Raw genomic sequence first — 13,863 nt, forward strand, 5'->3', positions numbered from 1 at the left:
AACGGGGATCATGGATGAAGCTGAACCTGCGGAGCCTCGAGGCCTTTCGGGAGACCTTGTTGAGCGGTTCGGCCACGGCCGCCGCCGGACGCATGGGCCTGACCCAGCCCGCCGTCAGCCGGCTGATCGCCCAGATGGAAAAGGACGCCGGATTCGAGCTGTTCTACCGCGAGAAGGGTCGCCTGAACCCGACGCCAGAGGCCTTGATGATCTATGAGGAGATCGACCTGGCCTTCGGCGGGCTGGAACGGGTCGGGTCCCTGATCCGCGACATCGCTCAGTTCAACACCGGCCTGCTCAAGATTGTCGCTCCGCCCAGCCTGTCGGAAGGCGTACTGTCGATGATCCTCCCCCGGTTCATGGACCGCTTTCCCAAGGTGCGGGTGACCATCGACTCGCGCAGCACCGAAACAGCCCGCAGCATGGTCGCCAATCGCACCGCCGACTGCGGGTTCGTGAAACTGCCTCTGGAGCGCGCCGACATCTCCACCGTGGTTCTGTCGGCCAGCGAGACCGTCTGCGTCCTGCCCTCGGACCACCCGCTTGCGGCGCACGAAATTCTAACGCCGGAACTGCTGCGCAATGCCCCGCTGGTGCTGCTCGGCTTCGGCACCTGGACCCGTCGGCAGATCGACGACGCCTTTCGCGAACGCGGTGTGCGGCCTGAGGTCAAGCTGGAGACCCACACCGTGGGCTCGGCCTGCGCTTTCGCCACCCAAGGGATCGGCATCGCCATCGTCAACGACCTGATGGCCGGAAACTTCACGCGAGACGGCATGACGACCCGGGTGTTTCGCCCCCAGATCCTGCACGAATACGCTTTCATGACCTCGGCCCTGGCCCCGATGAACCGGCTGGCGGCCGCCCTGTTGGAAGAGGCTGAGGCCTACTTCACCAGTCACACGCCTTCAACCGGATCGAGGGCTGCCATCGTTTGCTGAAGGGGCCAGCAGTCACCTTCAGCGTGACTGATTGGCGTCAGCGAGGATCGCCTCGATCCAGGACACCCAAAAAAACGGCGGCGGCATGCAACCAAATCCCTGGTTGCGCCTTCACACGATAGAGCCGCCCCCCTCGGCTCCGATTTCCGGTCCAGCCCGCGAGGCTCTGACCGGCGTCTCGCCCGGCCGCCGGAGCGAGATTTGAGCGCCGCTTCTGGCTTCCCCCGACCCGGAAGCGGCGCTCCCTCCCTACAGAGCCGCCAGGTCGCGGCTGTAGCGCTTCCAGTTTTCGACATAGTGCAGGGCAGACGCCTGCAGGATCAGGGCATGTTGCTCGCCGATCTCGCGCACCACCTTGCCGGGTGCGCCCATGACCATGGAGTTGTCGGGGATTTCCTTGCCCTCGGTGATCAGGGCGCCGGCCCCGATCAAACAGTTCCGGCCGATCTTCGCGCCGTTGAGCACGATCGCTCCGATTCCGATCAACGACCCGTCGCCGATCGTACAGCCATGCAACATCACCATGTGGCCGATGGTCACATTGGCCCCAATCGTCAACGGCGCGCCATGGTCAGTGTGCAGTACAGAACCGTCCTGCACGTTGCTGTTCTCGCCGATTTCAATGGGATCATTGTCTCCGCGCGCGATCGCTCCCCACCAAATACTGGCATTTTTCTTGAGAATGACGTTGCCCATGACCGATGCGGTCGGCGCGATCCAGTATTCGCCTGCGACGGGAAGCGTCGGGCTGGTGGCGCCCAAGGAATAGACAGTCATCCGTACACCCCGTTGTCTCTAAATCGTTGCTTGCTTAACATGTTGGAAACCACGTTAGCATCAACCTAGTCGGGCGATTCGATAGGAGAAATCCTTCGCTTCACACCGGGGTCGATGTTCGGCTCCGGCTCCCGACGACGGAGATCAGGGTGTCGTTTCTGGTGTTCAGGCGTTTCCTCGAACCACCGCCTTCTCGGCTCCTCGCCGAGCCGCCCCACGGCGCACGCCCCTTCGTCAATCTCCTCCCCGCTACCACCAAGGACGACGCCATGTGGCCTCGTCCTTTTTTCATGCCTGAATGGAGGCTTACATGACCAAGCGAGCCCTGAAGCGTATGGCGCGCGAAGGCGCGATCGACAGCGGCAATTTCTCGGATGACGCCAAGGTGCGTCGCCTGCCGGTCGATATTCGGGAGCGGGGTAACGGCTGGTCACCCTTGGGACACGAGGGAGGACCTAGAGCCTCAGAGCGGGATCAGAGTTATCTAAAAACCATAAAACCCAAATCGCCCGGCCAGCAGCAGTTGATGGAGACCATCGACAGCAAGAACCTCGTGATGGCGCTGGGGCCGGCAGGCACGGGCAAGACCTATATCGCCATCGCCAAGGCGGTAGAGGCCCTGGAGGCCGGCTCGGTGGACCGCATCGTGCTGTCGCGCCCCGCCGTCGAGGCCGGCGAGTCGATCGGCTATCTGCCCGGCGACATGGAAGACAAGCTGGCCCCCTATCTGCGCCCGCTCTATGACGCCCTCACCGACCGTCTCTCGACCCGGCGCATGCGGGCCCTGATGGCCGAAGGCTCCATCGAGATCGCCCCCGTGGGCTTCATGCGCGGCCGCACCCTGAACAACGCCTTTGTGGTCATCGATGAGGCGCAGAACTGCACCTACATGCAGCTGAAGATGCTGCTGACCCGCCTGGGCTGGAATTCCACCATGGTGGTCACCGGTGACCCGAACCAGTCCGACCTGCTGCCCGGCATTTCAGGCCTGGCCGACGTCGCCGCAAAGTTCGACGCCCTTGAGAACATCGGTGTGGTCCGCCTCGCCGATCGCGACATCGTTCGCCACCCGCTGGTCGCGGAAATGCTGGGCGTTCTGTGATTTTGTAACAGCGGCTCAATCGAAGGCTTGAGTTTGGGGCGGTCGGACTTCAAGGTCCGGCCGCCTTAACTGTTTCAGGACCGCTTCATGGCCGACGCCGCACCACGCTCCGAGTTCACCCTCAGGGGCGTCCTGCTAGGGATCCTGATCACTCTGGTCTTCACCGCCGCCCAGGTCTATCTGGGCCTGAAGGTGGGCCTGACCTTCGCCACCTCAATCCCCGCCGCCGTGATCTCCATGGCCCTGCTGCGGGCCTTCAAGACCTCCACCATCCAGGAAAACAACATCGTCCAGACCATCGCCTCGGCGGCGGGAACCCTGGCGGCGGTGATCTTCGTCCTGCCCGGCCTGCTGATGATCGGCTGGTGGGCCAAGGTGCCGTTCTTCACGACCTTCGCCGCCTGCGCGGTCGGCGGCACGCTGGGGGTGATGTACACCATCCCCCTGCGCCGGGCCCTGGTGACCAACTCTGATCTGCCCTATCCCGAAGGCGTCGCCGCCGCCGAGGTGCTGAAGGTCGGCGCCGGGTCGCGTGAAGGCGCGGCCGAGGGCAAGGCGGGTCTGGTCGCCGTCGCCGCGGGCACCGTCGCTTCGGCCCTTTTCGCCGCCCTGGCCGCCGCCAAGATCTTCGCCGCTGAGGTCGCCGGCTATTTCAAGGCCGGAGCCGGGGCCACGGGCTTGGGCGCTTCCAGCTCCCTGGCCCTGATGGGCGCGGGCCATCTGATGGGCATCACCGTCGGCATCGCCATGTTTACCGGCCTCGCTATCGCCTGGGGCGTGCTGGTGCCGATCATGACTCACGTCTTCCCGATGGTCGGGGCCAGTCCGGCTGACCACGCCCTGACGGTGTGGAGCACCAAGGTTCGCTTCATGGGGGCCGGTGTCATCGGGGCCGCCGCCATCTGGACCCTGGGCAAGCTGGCCGTGCCGATCTGGCGTGGCCTGATGTCCTCGTTCGAGGCCGGCAAGGCCCGGCGCGTGCACGGCGCGGTGATCCCCCGAGTCGAGCAGGACATTCCGATCATGATCGTCGGCATTGTCGCCACCGCTCTGCTGGCCCCGGCCGGCTGGGTGATGGCCCACTTCCTTCAGGGCGGCCCGCTGGCCAGCATCGCCACGCCGCTGATCATTGCGGCCGTGGCCTATCTGGTGTTCGCAGGCCTGCTGGCTGCCGCGGTTTGCGGCTACATGGCCGGCCTGATCGGGGCCTCCAACAGCCCGGTGTCGGGCGTGGCCATCCTGACCGTTCTGGGCGCTTCCCTGATGGTCGGCGCGGTGGGCCGCACCCTCACCGGGCCCGACATGACCACCGCCCTGGTCGCCTTCGCCCTGTTCGTCACCGCCATCGTGCTGGCCGTGGCCGTGGTCGCCAATGACAATCTGCAGGATCTGAAGACCGGCCAACTGGTCGACGCCACTCCATGGAAACAGCAGGTCGCCCTGGTGATCGGCGTCGTGGCCGGCTCGGTGGTCATTCCGGTGATGCTGGAGCTGCTGAACCGCTCGAACGGCTTTGCCGGCGCGCCCAATCTCAACACCGTGGCCGGCGCCCAGAACCTGGGCGCGCCCCAGGCCGCCCTGATCTCGACCCTGGCCAAGGGTGTGATGGGCGGCGTGCTGCCCTGGAACCTGCTGGGGATCGGCGCCGCGATCGGCATGGGCCTGGTGGTCGCCGACTTCCTGTTGCGCCGGTTCAGCAACCAGCGCCTCAGCCTGCCGCCGCTGGGCGTGGGTCTGGCGATCTACCTGCCCAGCAGCGTCACCGCCCCCGTCGTGGTCGGCGCCCTGGCAGGCTGGATCTATGAGCGCATCGTCAACAAGGATCGCCAGGCCGAGCCGGCCAAGCGCCTGGGGATCCTGATCGCCTCGGGCTTCATCGTTGGCGAAAGCCTGTTCAACGTCGCCCTGGCGATGCTGATCGTCGCCACCAACAATCCCGCGCCCCTGGCCCTGCCCTTCGCGCCGTCAGAGCATATCGGCATGATCCTCGCGGTGATCGCCGCGACCATCGTGGTGTTTGGCCTCTACCGGTGGGCGCGCAAGGCGGCGGCGAAGACGGCGCAGGTCTGAGGCTTGGCGGATGTTGCAGGTTTGGGGGCGGCGGTCCTCCTTCAACGTCCAGAAGGTGCTGTGGCTGGTGGGGGAGCTTGGCCTCCCCCACCGACACGTTCCCTCCGGGGGCGAGGTCGGCGGCCTGGACGATCCTGACTTCCTGGCGATGAACCCGCACGGCCGGATTCCAGTCGTCGAAGACCAGGGGGTGATTGTCTGGGAATCCCACGCCATTCTCCGATATCTGGCCGCCCGTTACGGCGGGCAGGCCTGGTGGCCCGAAGAACCTGCCGATCGCGTGTCCGCCGACGGTTGGATGGACTGGGCGCAGACCGCGCTGCAGCGCGACTTCCTAACGGGCGTGTTCTGGGGCGGATATCGGACGCCCAAGGCTCAGCGCGACCGGCCCGCCGTTGCGGCCGCCCTGGCCGCCTGCCATCGCCATTTCCGCCTGCTCGACGATATCCTGGCCCAGCGGCCGTTCCTGAGCGGTGAAAGCCTCGGCCTGGCGGACATTCCCACCGGGACGCATCTCTACCGCTACTTCACCCTGGACATTGATCGGCCCAACACACCCAACGTCGAGGTTTGGTATGGGCGGCTGCAGGACCGCCCCGCCTATCGAGAACACGTGATGATCCCGTTCGACGAGATGAAGGACAGGCTGACCTACTAAGCCGCCGTCAGGATCGTGAACGTCACCTCGCGCCGACCGCGATAGCCCAGCGACTCGTAAAGGCCGATGGCGGTAGCGTTGTCGGCATAGCTGTGCAGGAAGGCCTGCTCACCACGCGCCAGGATCTTGGCGGTGACCTCGCGCAACAGCCGCGCGGCATAGCCCTGGCCGCGATGATCGGGATGGACGCAGACGCCGCTGGCCTCCGTGTAACCTTCGGGGCGCATCCGCTCCCCGGCCATGGCGACCAGCTGGCCGTCGACGCGCACACCGACGAAGGATCCCAATTGATGGGTGCGGCTGAAGAACGGGCCTGGCTTGGTCAGGGTGGCCAGGGCCAGCATCTCGGCCGCGTCGGCGTCGTCCAAGGCCAGGATCTCGAAGTCCACATCCCAGGCCGGCGCGACCGTCTGGGCGGTCATCTGCAGGCAGACGGCGCTGGAGACGACCCGGGTTCCAGGAACCGGCGGCGGTGCGTCCGGCTCGACCAGCCCGACATCGCCATGGCCTGCGACCAGCGCGCCGAGATCGGCGAGGGCTGCGGCTGAGTTATCCACAGCCCCGGCGAACAGGCCAAAGTCGGGGTGAACCCGCAGGGCCCCGCCTCTGCGGATCGCAAGATCGGCCTGTCGGCCGGTGAAGGCCGACCAGGCCGGCCGGTCCAGGATATGTTCCGCCATAGCCTCTCCATGGCTCAGCGCCGCGTCGCGATCAACGCCTTACCGTCGCCAGGATCATGGCGACCGCAAGCCTACCTCGCCTCTTGATCCATGAGGAAGACGGCGGCGGCCTGATCAGTCGCCCCAGGGATTGAACACCGGCCCGCCCCAGGCTGCGAAATCGCGCACATTGCGCGTGACCAGCGTCAGGCCGTGGACCTCCGCCGTGGCGGCCAGGAAGGCGTCCATGATCGGAATGGTGCGGCGGGCGTTTTCAGCGGCCCGGCGGATGCGGGCTTGGGCCAATGCGACCTCGGCGTCGACGGGCAGCAAGCGCGGGCCAAGGGTAATGATCAGCCGGTCCCGCCAGCGGGTCAGTTTATCGGCCCGGCGTCCTGGCGCGAGGCGCTCAATACCGTAGCTGATCTCCGCGATGCTGATCGCGCTCAGAAACGACTGGCTCGACGGACAAGCGTCCAGCCATGCCAATGCCGAGGCGTTGGGGCGGTCTTTGGTGGGCTCGCTGACGGCGTTAGTGTCGAACAGATATGTCAAAGGTCGATCGGCCGCCCGACGACGTCCTTGTCCCGCGCGAAGAGCTCGTCCGCTTCCTCGTTGGTGAGCAAACCCCGGATCGTCGGATCAAACAGCACCTCATGAAAGTCGGGAGCTTGCTCTTCTCCAGCCGCCTTGAGGCGCTGATACGCCTCAGCCGACATCACCACGACGGCGTCCTTGCCGTTCTTGGTCAAATGCTGCGGGCCCTGGGTGCGGGCGCGCTCGACCAGTTCGCTGAATTTGGCCTTGGCTTGGGCCAGGCTCCAGGTTCCATCGGGCATGGCGCCCTCCGATCCAAAATGACCACTCTGACCAGACTAGTCAAAGTGGTCATTTTTTCAAGATTTCTAGTCGAGGTCTTCAGCCAGGATCGCCATCTCGAACATGTACGAGCCGTCCTCGTCCTCGTCCTGGAAGACGACGCCGATGAATTCGCCGGCCACCTCGACCTCGGCGGAATCCTTCTGCTTGGGACGGGCCTTCAGCGCGATATGCGGGTTCCCGAAAGTGCGCTTCAGGTGCTTTTCGATCTTTTCGATGGCTGCAGCGTCCACGGGGAGCTCCTGTTTTGTTGTTTGAGCGCCGGGGCGCGTATTGAGGCGAACCTAGCGTCCCGCGCCGGAGTCGCAAGCCGCTTCGGGCGAAGGGGGCGGCATTGGCGTCGTTCTGCCCTCCTCTACAAGCCAGTCGCGAAACAGGGCGGCGCGGTGCGACGCCCCCGCCAGGGGCGTCAGAGCGACAACCGAGCCTTCTCCGGCGAAGAAGCCCAGGGGCGCGATGAGACGCCCACTGGCCAGGTCCCTTTGCACGAACGCCCAGGGCGCGATGGCGACGCCCAGCCCGGCGGCGGCGGCCTCGATCAGGTAGAAATAGTGGTCGAACTCCTGCTCGCTGACCGGCTTGGGCATGTCGCCGGGCATCTTGCGCGCCCAGTCTGACCAGCCTCCGGGAAAGGTGCGCGTGTGCAGGCGCGGCAGGGCGCCAATCCCCGCCACGGTGGGCTCAACCGTTGCGGCCAACTCAGGCGACAGCACCGGGCCATGGAAGTGATCCATGAACGGCGTTTCGATCGAATCCGCAGGATAGATCTCGCCCAGAACTCGCATCCGGATCGCCAGGTCGACGCCGTCGGCCTGATAGTCGAAGGGGCCGTTGGACTCCATCACCCGCACCGGAATGTCGGGATGGGCGGCTTGAAACCGCGGCAGGCGCGGGATCAGCCACTTCATGGCGAAGGTCGGCAGGCAGGACACCACCAGCGAGCGTGGACCGATCTGGGGCGGGCGCGGCACGGCAGCTTCGATCTGGTCGAAAGCCGGCGACAGGGCCAGGGCCAGCTTGAGACCGTCCTGGGTCATCCGCAGTCGTGAGCGTGGGCCTTCGGTCAGGGCCACGCCCAGTTGGTCTTCCAACTGACGGATCTGCCGGCTGATCGCTCCGTGGGTGACGCACAGTTCGTCTGCCGCCAGAGTCATACGGCCGTGCCGCGCAAAGGCCTCAAAGGCGCGCAGGGCGTTGAGCGACGGCAAGGCGCGACGAGCCATGTGACAAAACCTCACAGAGGTCCGACGGATAAGTCGTTATCGGCGTCGATTCAACCGGGTGATAAGGCGTTCATGCCCCACCGCATAACCCCGGCCCAGCTTCTTGTCCTCGCCATCATCTGGAGCGCGGTGGCGTATGGGGCGGCTTCAAAACAGCGCCCGCCCCTCAGCCTGGCCCGAGGCGAGACTGCGCCCCACATCGCCTGCCGCTAGAGCTTGGGCGTCAGCTTGATTTCGTACAGCTTGGGCCAGAACTTGCCGGTGACGAACAGGCGGTCGGTCGCGGCGTCATAGGCGATGCCGTTGAGCACGTCGACGCGGACGCCGGCGCGGTCAGCCTCGCTCAGCAGGCCCCTCAGATCGATCCACCCCGTCACATGGCCGGTCTTGGGATCGATGCGGGCGATGCGGTCGCTCTGCCAGATATTGGCCAGCACCTCGCCCTTGACCCATTCCAGCTCATTCAAGTTATCCACAGGCCGGCCGTCATCGGTGACCTGAAGGCGACCGGTCTCCTTCAGGGTCTCGGGATCCAGAAACCGCAGGAAAGACGAGCCGTCGCTCATGATGATCCGCGCATCATCACGGGTCAGGGCCCAGCCCTCGCCGGCATAGGTGAACTCGCCGAGTTTCTCGAAGCTGGCCAGGTCGTAGATCAAGCCCACCTCGTCCCTCCAGGTGAGCTCGATCAGCTTGCCTTTCCAGTCGATGATCCCCTCACCGAAATAGCGCGAATCCACCAGGCGCTCCTGTTCGGGCACGCCGGTCTCCAGCGCCACCTTGCGGATCGAGGAGTGACCGACCAGCCCAGTGCTTTCGTAGAGAAAGCCGTCAAGCCAGAAGAGGCCCTCGGTGAAGGCGCGGGTGTCATGCGGATAGGTTTTGACGACGGTGAAGCCGTACTGGCGCGCCCCCTCCGCCTGAGCCGGAGCGCAGACGCTGGCGGCCAGCAGCGCCGCGAGGGCCAGACCGTTCCAGAGACGCGCCAACACTCAGATCACGTAGTCGTACACGGCCTCGGCCAGGGTCTGGTCCATGGTGCGGGCCGGTTCTTCGCAGGTCGGGCAGTTGACGATCCGCGCCGGCACCCCGGCGGCCGTGCAGTGCGGCGGCACGGGCTTCAGCACCACCGAACCGGAGGCGACCTTGGCGTAGTCGCCGATGGTGATGTTGCCCAGCACCTTGGCCCCCGCGCCCAGCAGGACGCCGTTGCCGATCTTGGGGTGGCGATCGCCGCGCTCGGCGCCGGTGCCGCCCAGGGTGACGCCGTGCAGCATCGAGACGTCGTCGCCGACCACGGCGGTCTCGCCGATGACGATGCCGGTGCCGTGGTCGATGAACACGCCCGAGCCGATGCGGGCGGCCGGATTGATGTCGACCTGGAAGACCTCGCTGGACCGGCTCTGCAGATAGAAGGCCAAGGTCTCGCGGCCCTGGCTCCACAGCCAATGGGATACGCGGTGGGTCTGCAGGGCCAGAAAGCCCTTGAAGAACAGGAACGGCTGGACATAGCCCTTGCAGGCCGGATCGCGCTCGAACACCGCGCGCAGATCGGCCTCGGCGGCGACGATCAGGGCGGGATCGGAGGCGAAGGCGTCGGCTGCGAACTCGCGCGCCGTCATCGCCCGCATCTCCTGGTCGCCCAGCTTGCGCGCCAGCTGGAAGGTCAGGGCGTCGGCGATGTTGTCATGACTGAGGATCACCGCATTGAGCAGAGAGGCCAGGGCCGGCTCGGCCTTGGCGGCGTGTTCGGCCTGATTGCGCAGCGCCGCCCATACGGGGGGCGTCGAATGGTCCGTGACGACTTCCAGATGCTTGGCCAACGGGGCTCTCCCTCAATCCCATGCGCCACTAGAGCATCTTTTTTAAAAACGCTCTAGTCCATTTGGGAAAGGCTGCGCCTCCGCCCGGTCGCGCTATCCTAGCACAAGACGGGCAAGATCGCTCGGCAGCTCTCCCCTGACCGCCATATGGTGCACCCGAAGCAGTAACGCCACCGTCAACGAGTCCGGCATGTGTCCGGCCACCGCCGCATCGAGAGCTTCAGAGAACGGAACCCGGGCCACAGCCAGATCTTCGGTCTCGTCGGGCGCCGTCTCGGTCGGGGTCAGGCCCATGGCCAGAAAGCCGTGGCAGATCTCATCGGTGACCGAGTTGGAAAGCTCCATTCTCAGGATTGGTCGCCAGTCGGAGGCCTGCAGCCCCACCTCCTCGGCCAGCTCACGCTTGGCGCCGTCCAGGGGATCCTCGCCCATCGGCGCGCCGCCTTCGGGGATTTCCCAGCTGTAATTGGCAAGGGAAAAGCGGTTCTGGCCCACCAGGGTGACCGTGCCGTCCTCATGCAGGGGCACCACGCCGATCGCCTGGTTCTTGAAGCCGACCTTGCCATAGAGCGCCGGACGACCGGTCGGGGCGATGGCCTGATATTCAGTCACGGTGATCCAGGGATTGTCGTAGACGACCTTCTGGCTGCTGACGCCCCAGGACTTTCCGTGCGGCTTGAGCCAGACGGGCCTAATCGAGACAGGTTTGTCGGTCATGAGGGCTCGCCGCTTGTCGTGGCCCAGGCTCGGCCATAGGTGTCAGCCCATACAATGCTTCGAGGAGATCGTCTTGACCGGTTCTGTCCCTGCCGCGCCGGAGTTCGGCGAAACCCTGCTTCTTGAAGCCTCGCCCGAAGTGCTGGCCTTCCTGGCGCGACGCCGCTCAGTCTCCGCCATGGCCCTGACCGGGCCCGGCCCCAGCGACAGCGAGCTGGCCGACCTGCTACGCTTGGCCGCCCGCGTGCCCGACCATGGCAAGCTGTCTCCCTGGCGGTTCATCGTCCTGAGCGGACCGGCCAAGGACGCCTTCGCCGAGCAGATCACGGCCCTGGCCAACAATCAGGCCAATCCGGCAAAGGCCAACGCCGCCCTGCGCAAGCTGACCCGTCCGCCGCTCTGCGTGGCGGTGATCTCGCGCTACATCCCCGGCGAAATCCCGGAATGGGAACAGCGCCAGAGCGCCTCGGCGGTGTGCCAGCAGCTGCTGCTGGCCGCCTCGGCCATGGGCTATGGCGCCAACTGGATCACCGACTGGTATTCCTACGACCCGCGCGCCCTGGAGATCCTCGGCGTCGCAGCCGGCGAACAGGTAGCGGGCTACCTCTATCTGGGAACAGCGGCCGAGCAGCCTCAGGAGCGCGTGCGCCCCGACGTGGGCGCCATCACGACGGCGTGGACGCCAGCCTAGACGCCTTCCACCAGCCCTCAGCCCCGACCGCGATACGGCGCGACGCCCTGGTCGGGCACCCACAGGCCTTCCGGCGCGGGGCCGGTCTGCCAGAACACGTCGATCGGGATACCGCCGCGCGGATACCAGTAGCCACCGATGCGCAGCCAGCGGGGCTGGGCGATCTCGACGATCTTGCGGGCCACCTTGACCGTGCAGTCCTCATGGAACGAGCCGTGATTGCGGAAGCTGGTCAGATACAGCTTCAGCGACTTGCTCTCGATCAGCCAGTCGCCCGGCGCATAGTCGATGACCAGATGCGCGAAGTCGGGCTGGCTGGTGACCGGGCACAGCGAGGTGAATTCCGGAGCCACGAAACGCGCCAGGTAGAGCACGTCGGATTGCGGATTGGGCACGCGCTCGAGAACCGCAGCTTCGGGACTGTCGGGCGCGTCGACCATGCGGCCGAGCTGGGTGACGTTGAGGTCTGTCATGGGCGCGATTTAGGCCTGTCGGCAGCCGGAGACAAGCGGACGTCCTGTCGCTACAACCCTCCAAACACATGTTCGAACACGGGAGGGACGCCATGACGGGACGGGATTTCGACGGCTTTACGGTGGTGGTCACCGGCGCCTCCACAGGTCTTGGCCGCGCCATCGCGCTGGAGGTCGCCCGCCGCGGCGCGGGCCTCGTGGTCGTCAATTTCGCCAGCAGCGCCGAAGAAGCCGAAGAGACCGCCAGGCTGGTGTCGGCCGAAGGCGCACGGGCGGTTCTAGCCAGGGGTGACGTCTCCCAGGACGCCGATTGCCGCCGAATCGTCGAGGCCGCGGCGACGAGCGGCCGAATCGACGCGCTGTTCAACAATGCCGGCATGACCAAGTTTGCGCCGAACCATGCCGATCTGGACGCGGTCGACGCCGAGGACTTCCTGCGGCTCTACAGCGTCAATGTGGTTGGGGCCTTTCAGATGGTTCGCGCCGCCCGCTCGCTGCTGGAGGCCGCGCCGCAACCCGGCGCCGTGGTCAATACGTCCTCGATCGCCGGCGTGGTCGGAAACGGCTCGTCAATCCCTTACGCAGCCTCGAAAGGCGCGATGACGACCATGACCCTGTCCCTCGCCCGGGCCCTGGCGCCGCGCATTCGCGTCAACGCCATTTGCCCGGGATTCATTGATACGCCTTGGTTTGGCAAGGCCATGGACGCCGATCGCGTCGATCGCCTGCGGACCGGCGCCGCCGCTGCAACGCCCTTGAAGGTCGCCTCGACCGCCGAGGATGTGGCCGGAGCGGCGGTGTTCCTCGCCTCGCCGGCGTCACGCCATGTCACGGGTGAGACCCTGCTGGTCGACGCCGGTTTGCACTTGGGCGGCGCAAGCCTTTCGATGCGTTGATGACACAGACAAGGTCAATTCTCATTAACCTTGCACTGTGTCTTCGATCGTTCGCTCTGAAGCAAATTCGTCACACTTCGCCCAAACTTTGAGCGCGAGGCCCAGTTATTACTGGCGCTTTGCCGAGCTTGATTGCAACTACAACGATGTGACCGGCTATTTGGCTGTCGGCAAAGGGCGCTTGCAGGCGTCGCTGGTCGCACGGCGCGCTCTGAAGAGCGCCAATAGAAAAAGGGGATAGAACAGATGAATCTCGTGAAAATCTCGCTCGCCGCTGCTGCGGCTTCGGTCGCCCTCGGCGGCGCCGCCATGGCTCAAGAGTTGGAGCTGTCGTACAATGTTGGCGTCGCCAGCGACTATGTGTTCCGCGGCGTGAGCAACACCAACGAAGACCCGCAAATCTTCGGCGGCGTCGATGCCGCCTACGGCATCGGCTATGCCGGCGTGTGGGCCTCGAACGTTGACTTCGGCACGGATGATCCGAGCGCTGAGATCGACCTCTATGCCGGCGTGAAGCCCACCGTGGGCGACACCTCGCTGGACCTGGGCGTCGTCTATTACGGCTATGTCGACGACAAGGGCGCCACGCCCGGTTCGTACAGCTACTTGGAACTGAAGGCCGCCGCTTCGCGTCCTGTTGGTCCGGCCACCGTCGGCGCCGCCTTCTATTACTCGCCGGAATTCCCGTTCAAGTCCGGCAAGGCCATGTACTACGAAATCAATGGCTCGATCCCGGTCATGGAAAAGCTGTCGGTTAGCGCCGCCCTGGGTCACCAAGAAATCGACAACGCTGGTGACTATGCCACCTGGAACATCGGCGGCACCTACGCGATCAACGACAACCTGGCCGTCGATCTGCGTTACTCGGACACCGACGAACACAGCTACGGCGCCATCTACGGCGACCGCGTTGTGGTCAGCCTGAAGGCCGCCTTCTAAAGAATATCCCGCGTC

Annotated in this window: 17 protein-coding genes; 7 read left to right on the top strand and 10 right to left on the bottom strand. The window is 65.4% G+C overall.

The features are described 5' to 3' along the window. Positions 1-14 precede the first annotated feature (14 nt). A complete protein-coding gene (locus tag ACW18B_RS18495) occupies positions 15-941 on the top strand; it encodes a LysR family transcriptional regulator (protein ID WP_492048466.1) in 927 nt (308 codons plus the stop codon). 249 nt (positions 942-1,190) lie between these two features. On the opposite strand, the gene ACW18B_RS18500 is transcribed toward ACW18B_RS18495, so the two are convergent. Further along, the gene (locus ACW18B_RS18500) at positions 1,191-1,718 is read right to left on the bottom strand and encodes a gamma carbonic anhydrase family protein (RefSeq protein WP_492048467.1); all 528 of its coding nucleotides are present in this window, start codon (positions 1,716-1,718) and stop codon (positions 1,191-1,193) included. Between the two features lie 298 nt (positions 1,719-2,016). Here ACW18B_RS18500 and ACW18B_RS18505 point away from each other — a divergent pair, with 298 nt between their 5' ends. The 3 genes from ACW18B_RS18505 to ACW18B_RS18515 all read left to right on the top strand — a co-directional run bounded on the left by ACW18B_RS18505 (position 2,017) and on the right by ACW18B_RS18515 (position 5,548). Continuing rightward, positions 2,017-2,820 (top strand): PhoH family protein, encoded by an 804-nt coding sequence (locus tag ACW18B_RS18505; protein ID WP_492048468.1) that lies wholly within the window; start codon positions 2,017-2,019, stop codon positions 2,818-2,820. 87 nt (positions 2,821-2,907) lie between these two features. Continuing rightward, positions 2,908-4,890 carry an OPT family oligopeptide transporter gene (locus ACW18B_RS18510; protein ID WP_492048469.1) on the top strand — a complete coding sequence of 661 codons (1,983 nt, stop codon included), beginning with the start codon at positions 2,908-2,910 and terminating at the stop codon, positions 4,888-4,890. A gap of 10 nt (positions 4,891-4,900) precedes the next feature. Continuing rightward, positions 4,901-5,548 carry a glutathione S-transferase family protein gene (locus ACW18B_RS18515; RefSeq protein ID WP_492048470.1) on the top strand — a complete coding sequence of 216 codons (648 nt, stop codon included), beginning with the start codon at positions 4,901-4,903 and terminating at the stop codon, positions 5,546-5,548. On the opposite strand, the gene ACW18B_RS18520 is transcribed toward ACW18B_RS18515, so the two are convergent. From ACW18B_RS18520 to ACW18B_RS18555, 8 genes are all read right to left on the bottom strand, one after another. Beyond that, positions 5,545-6,228, bottom strand: a complete 684-nt coding sequence (locus tag ACW18B_RS18520; protein ID WP_492048471.1) for a GNAT family N-acetyltransferase — start codon at positions 6,226-6,228, stop codon at positions 5,545-5,547. The two genes, ACW18B_RS18515 and ACW18B_RS18520, sit on opposite strands and share 4 nt — an antisense overlap. A gap of 114 nt (positions 6,229-6,342) precedes the next feature. Next, entirely contained in the window at positions 6,343-6,762 is a 420-nt protein-coding gene (locus ACW18B_RS18525; protein WP_492048472.1) for a type II toxin-antitoxin system VapC family toxin, read from the bottom strand. Then, positions 6,759-7,046, bottom strand: a complete 288-nt coding sequence (locus ACW18B_RS18530; protein WP_492048473.1) for a type II toxin-antitoxin system Phd/YefM family antitoxin — start codon at positions 7,044-7,046, stop codon at positions 6,759-6,761. Before ACW18B_RS18530 ends, ACW18B_RS18525 begins: the two co-directional genes overlap by 4 nt. A 66-nt stretch (positions 7,047-7,112) precedes the next feature. Then, positions 7,113-7,319 (bottom strand): DUF3126 family protein, encoded by a 207-nt coding sequence (locus tag ACW18B_RS18535; protein WP_492048474.1) that lies wholly within the window; start codon positions 7,317-7,319, stop codon positions 7,113-7,115. Between the two features lie 51 nt (positions 7,320-7,370). Continuing rightward, complete coding sequence (locus ACW18B_RS18540; RefSeq protein WP_492048475.1) at positions 7,371-8,309, bottom strand: LysR substrate-binding domain-containing protein; 939 nt, start codon at positions 8,307-8,309, stop codon at positions 7,371-7,373. A gap of 209 nt (positions 8,310-8,518) precedes the next feature. Further along, positions 8,519-9,301 carry a glutaminyl-peptide cyclotransferase gene (locus ACW18B_RS18545; protein WP_492048476.1) on the bottom strand — a complete coding sequence of 261 codons (783 nt, stop codon included), beginning with the start codon at positions 9,299-9,301 and terminating at the stop codon, positions 8,519-8,521. Continuing rightward, positions 9,302-10,132, bottom strand: coding sequence for a serine O-acetyltransferase (gene cysE / locus ACW18B_RS18550; RefSeq protein WP_492048477.1), 831 nt, complete (start codon positions 10,130-10,132; stop codon positions 9,302-9,304). It lies immediately after the preceding gene. Between the two features lie 93 nt (positions 10,133-10,225). Next, positions 10,226-10,849, bottom strand: a complete 624-nt coding sequence (locus ACW18B_RS18555) for an NUDIX domain-containing protein (protein ID WP_492048478.1) — start codon at positions 10,847-10,849, stop codon at positions 10,226-10,228. A 73-nt stretch (positions 10,850-10,922) separates the two neighbouring features. On the opposite strand from ACW18B_RS18555, the gene ACW18B_RS18560 reads away from it, so the two are divergent. Beyond that, positions 10,923-11,540: a nitroreductase family protein gene (locus ACW18B_RS18560; protein ID WP_492048479.1), complete on the top strand. Its 618-nt coding sequence runs from the start codon at positions 10,923-10,925 to the stop codon at positions 11,538-11,540. Between the two features lie 17 nt (positions 11,541-11,557). On the opposite strand, the gene queF is transcribed toward ACW18B_RS18560, so the two are convergent. Beyond that, positions 11,558-12,013 carry a preQ(1) synthase gene (queF, locus tag ACW18B_RS18565; protein ID WP_492048480.1) on the bottom strand — a complete coding sequence of 152 codons (456 nt, stop codon included), beginning with the start codon at positions 12,011-12,013 and terminating at the stop codon, positions 11,558-11,560. Between the two features lie 68 nt (positions 12,014-12,081). On the opposite strand from queF, the gene ACW18B_RS18570 reads away from it, so the two are divergent. Both ACW18B_RS18570 and ACW18B_RS18575 read left to right on the top strand, forming a co-directional pair. Beyond that, on the top strand, positions 12,082-12,909 hold the full coding sequence (locus tag ACW18B_RS18570) for an SDR family NAD(P)-dependent oxidoreductase (RefSeq protein WP_492048481.1): 828 nt from the start codon (positions 12,082-12,084) through the stop codon (positions 12,907-12,909). Positions 12,910-13,155: 246 nt separating this feature from the next. Next, a complete protein-coding gene (locus tag ACW18B_RS18575; RefSeq protein WP_492048482.1) occupies positions 13,156-13,848 on the top strand; it encodes a TorF family putative porin in 693 nt (230 codons plus the stop codon). The last annotated feature ends 15 nt before the right edge of the window (positions 13,849-13,863 follow it).

The organism is Caulobacter sp. FV2ps19, assembly GCF_058681035.1.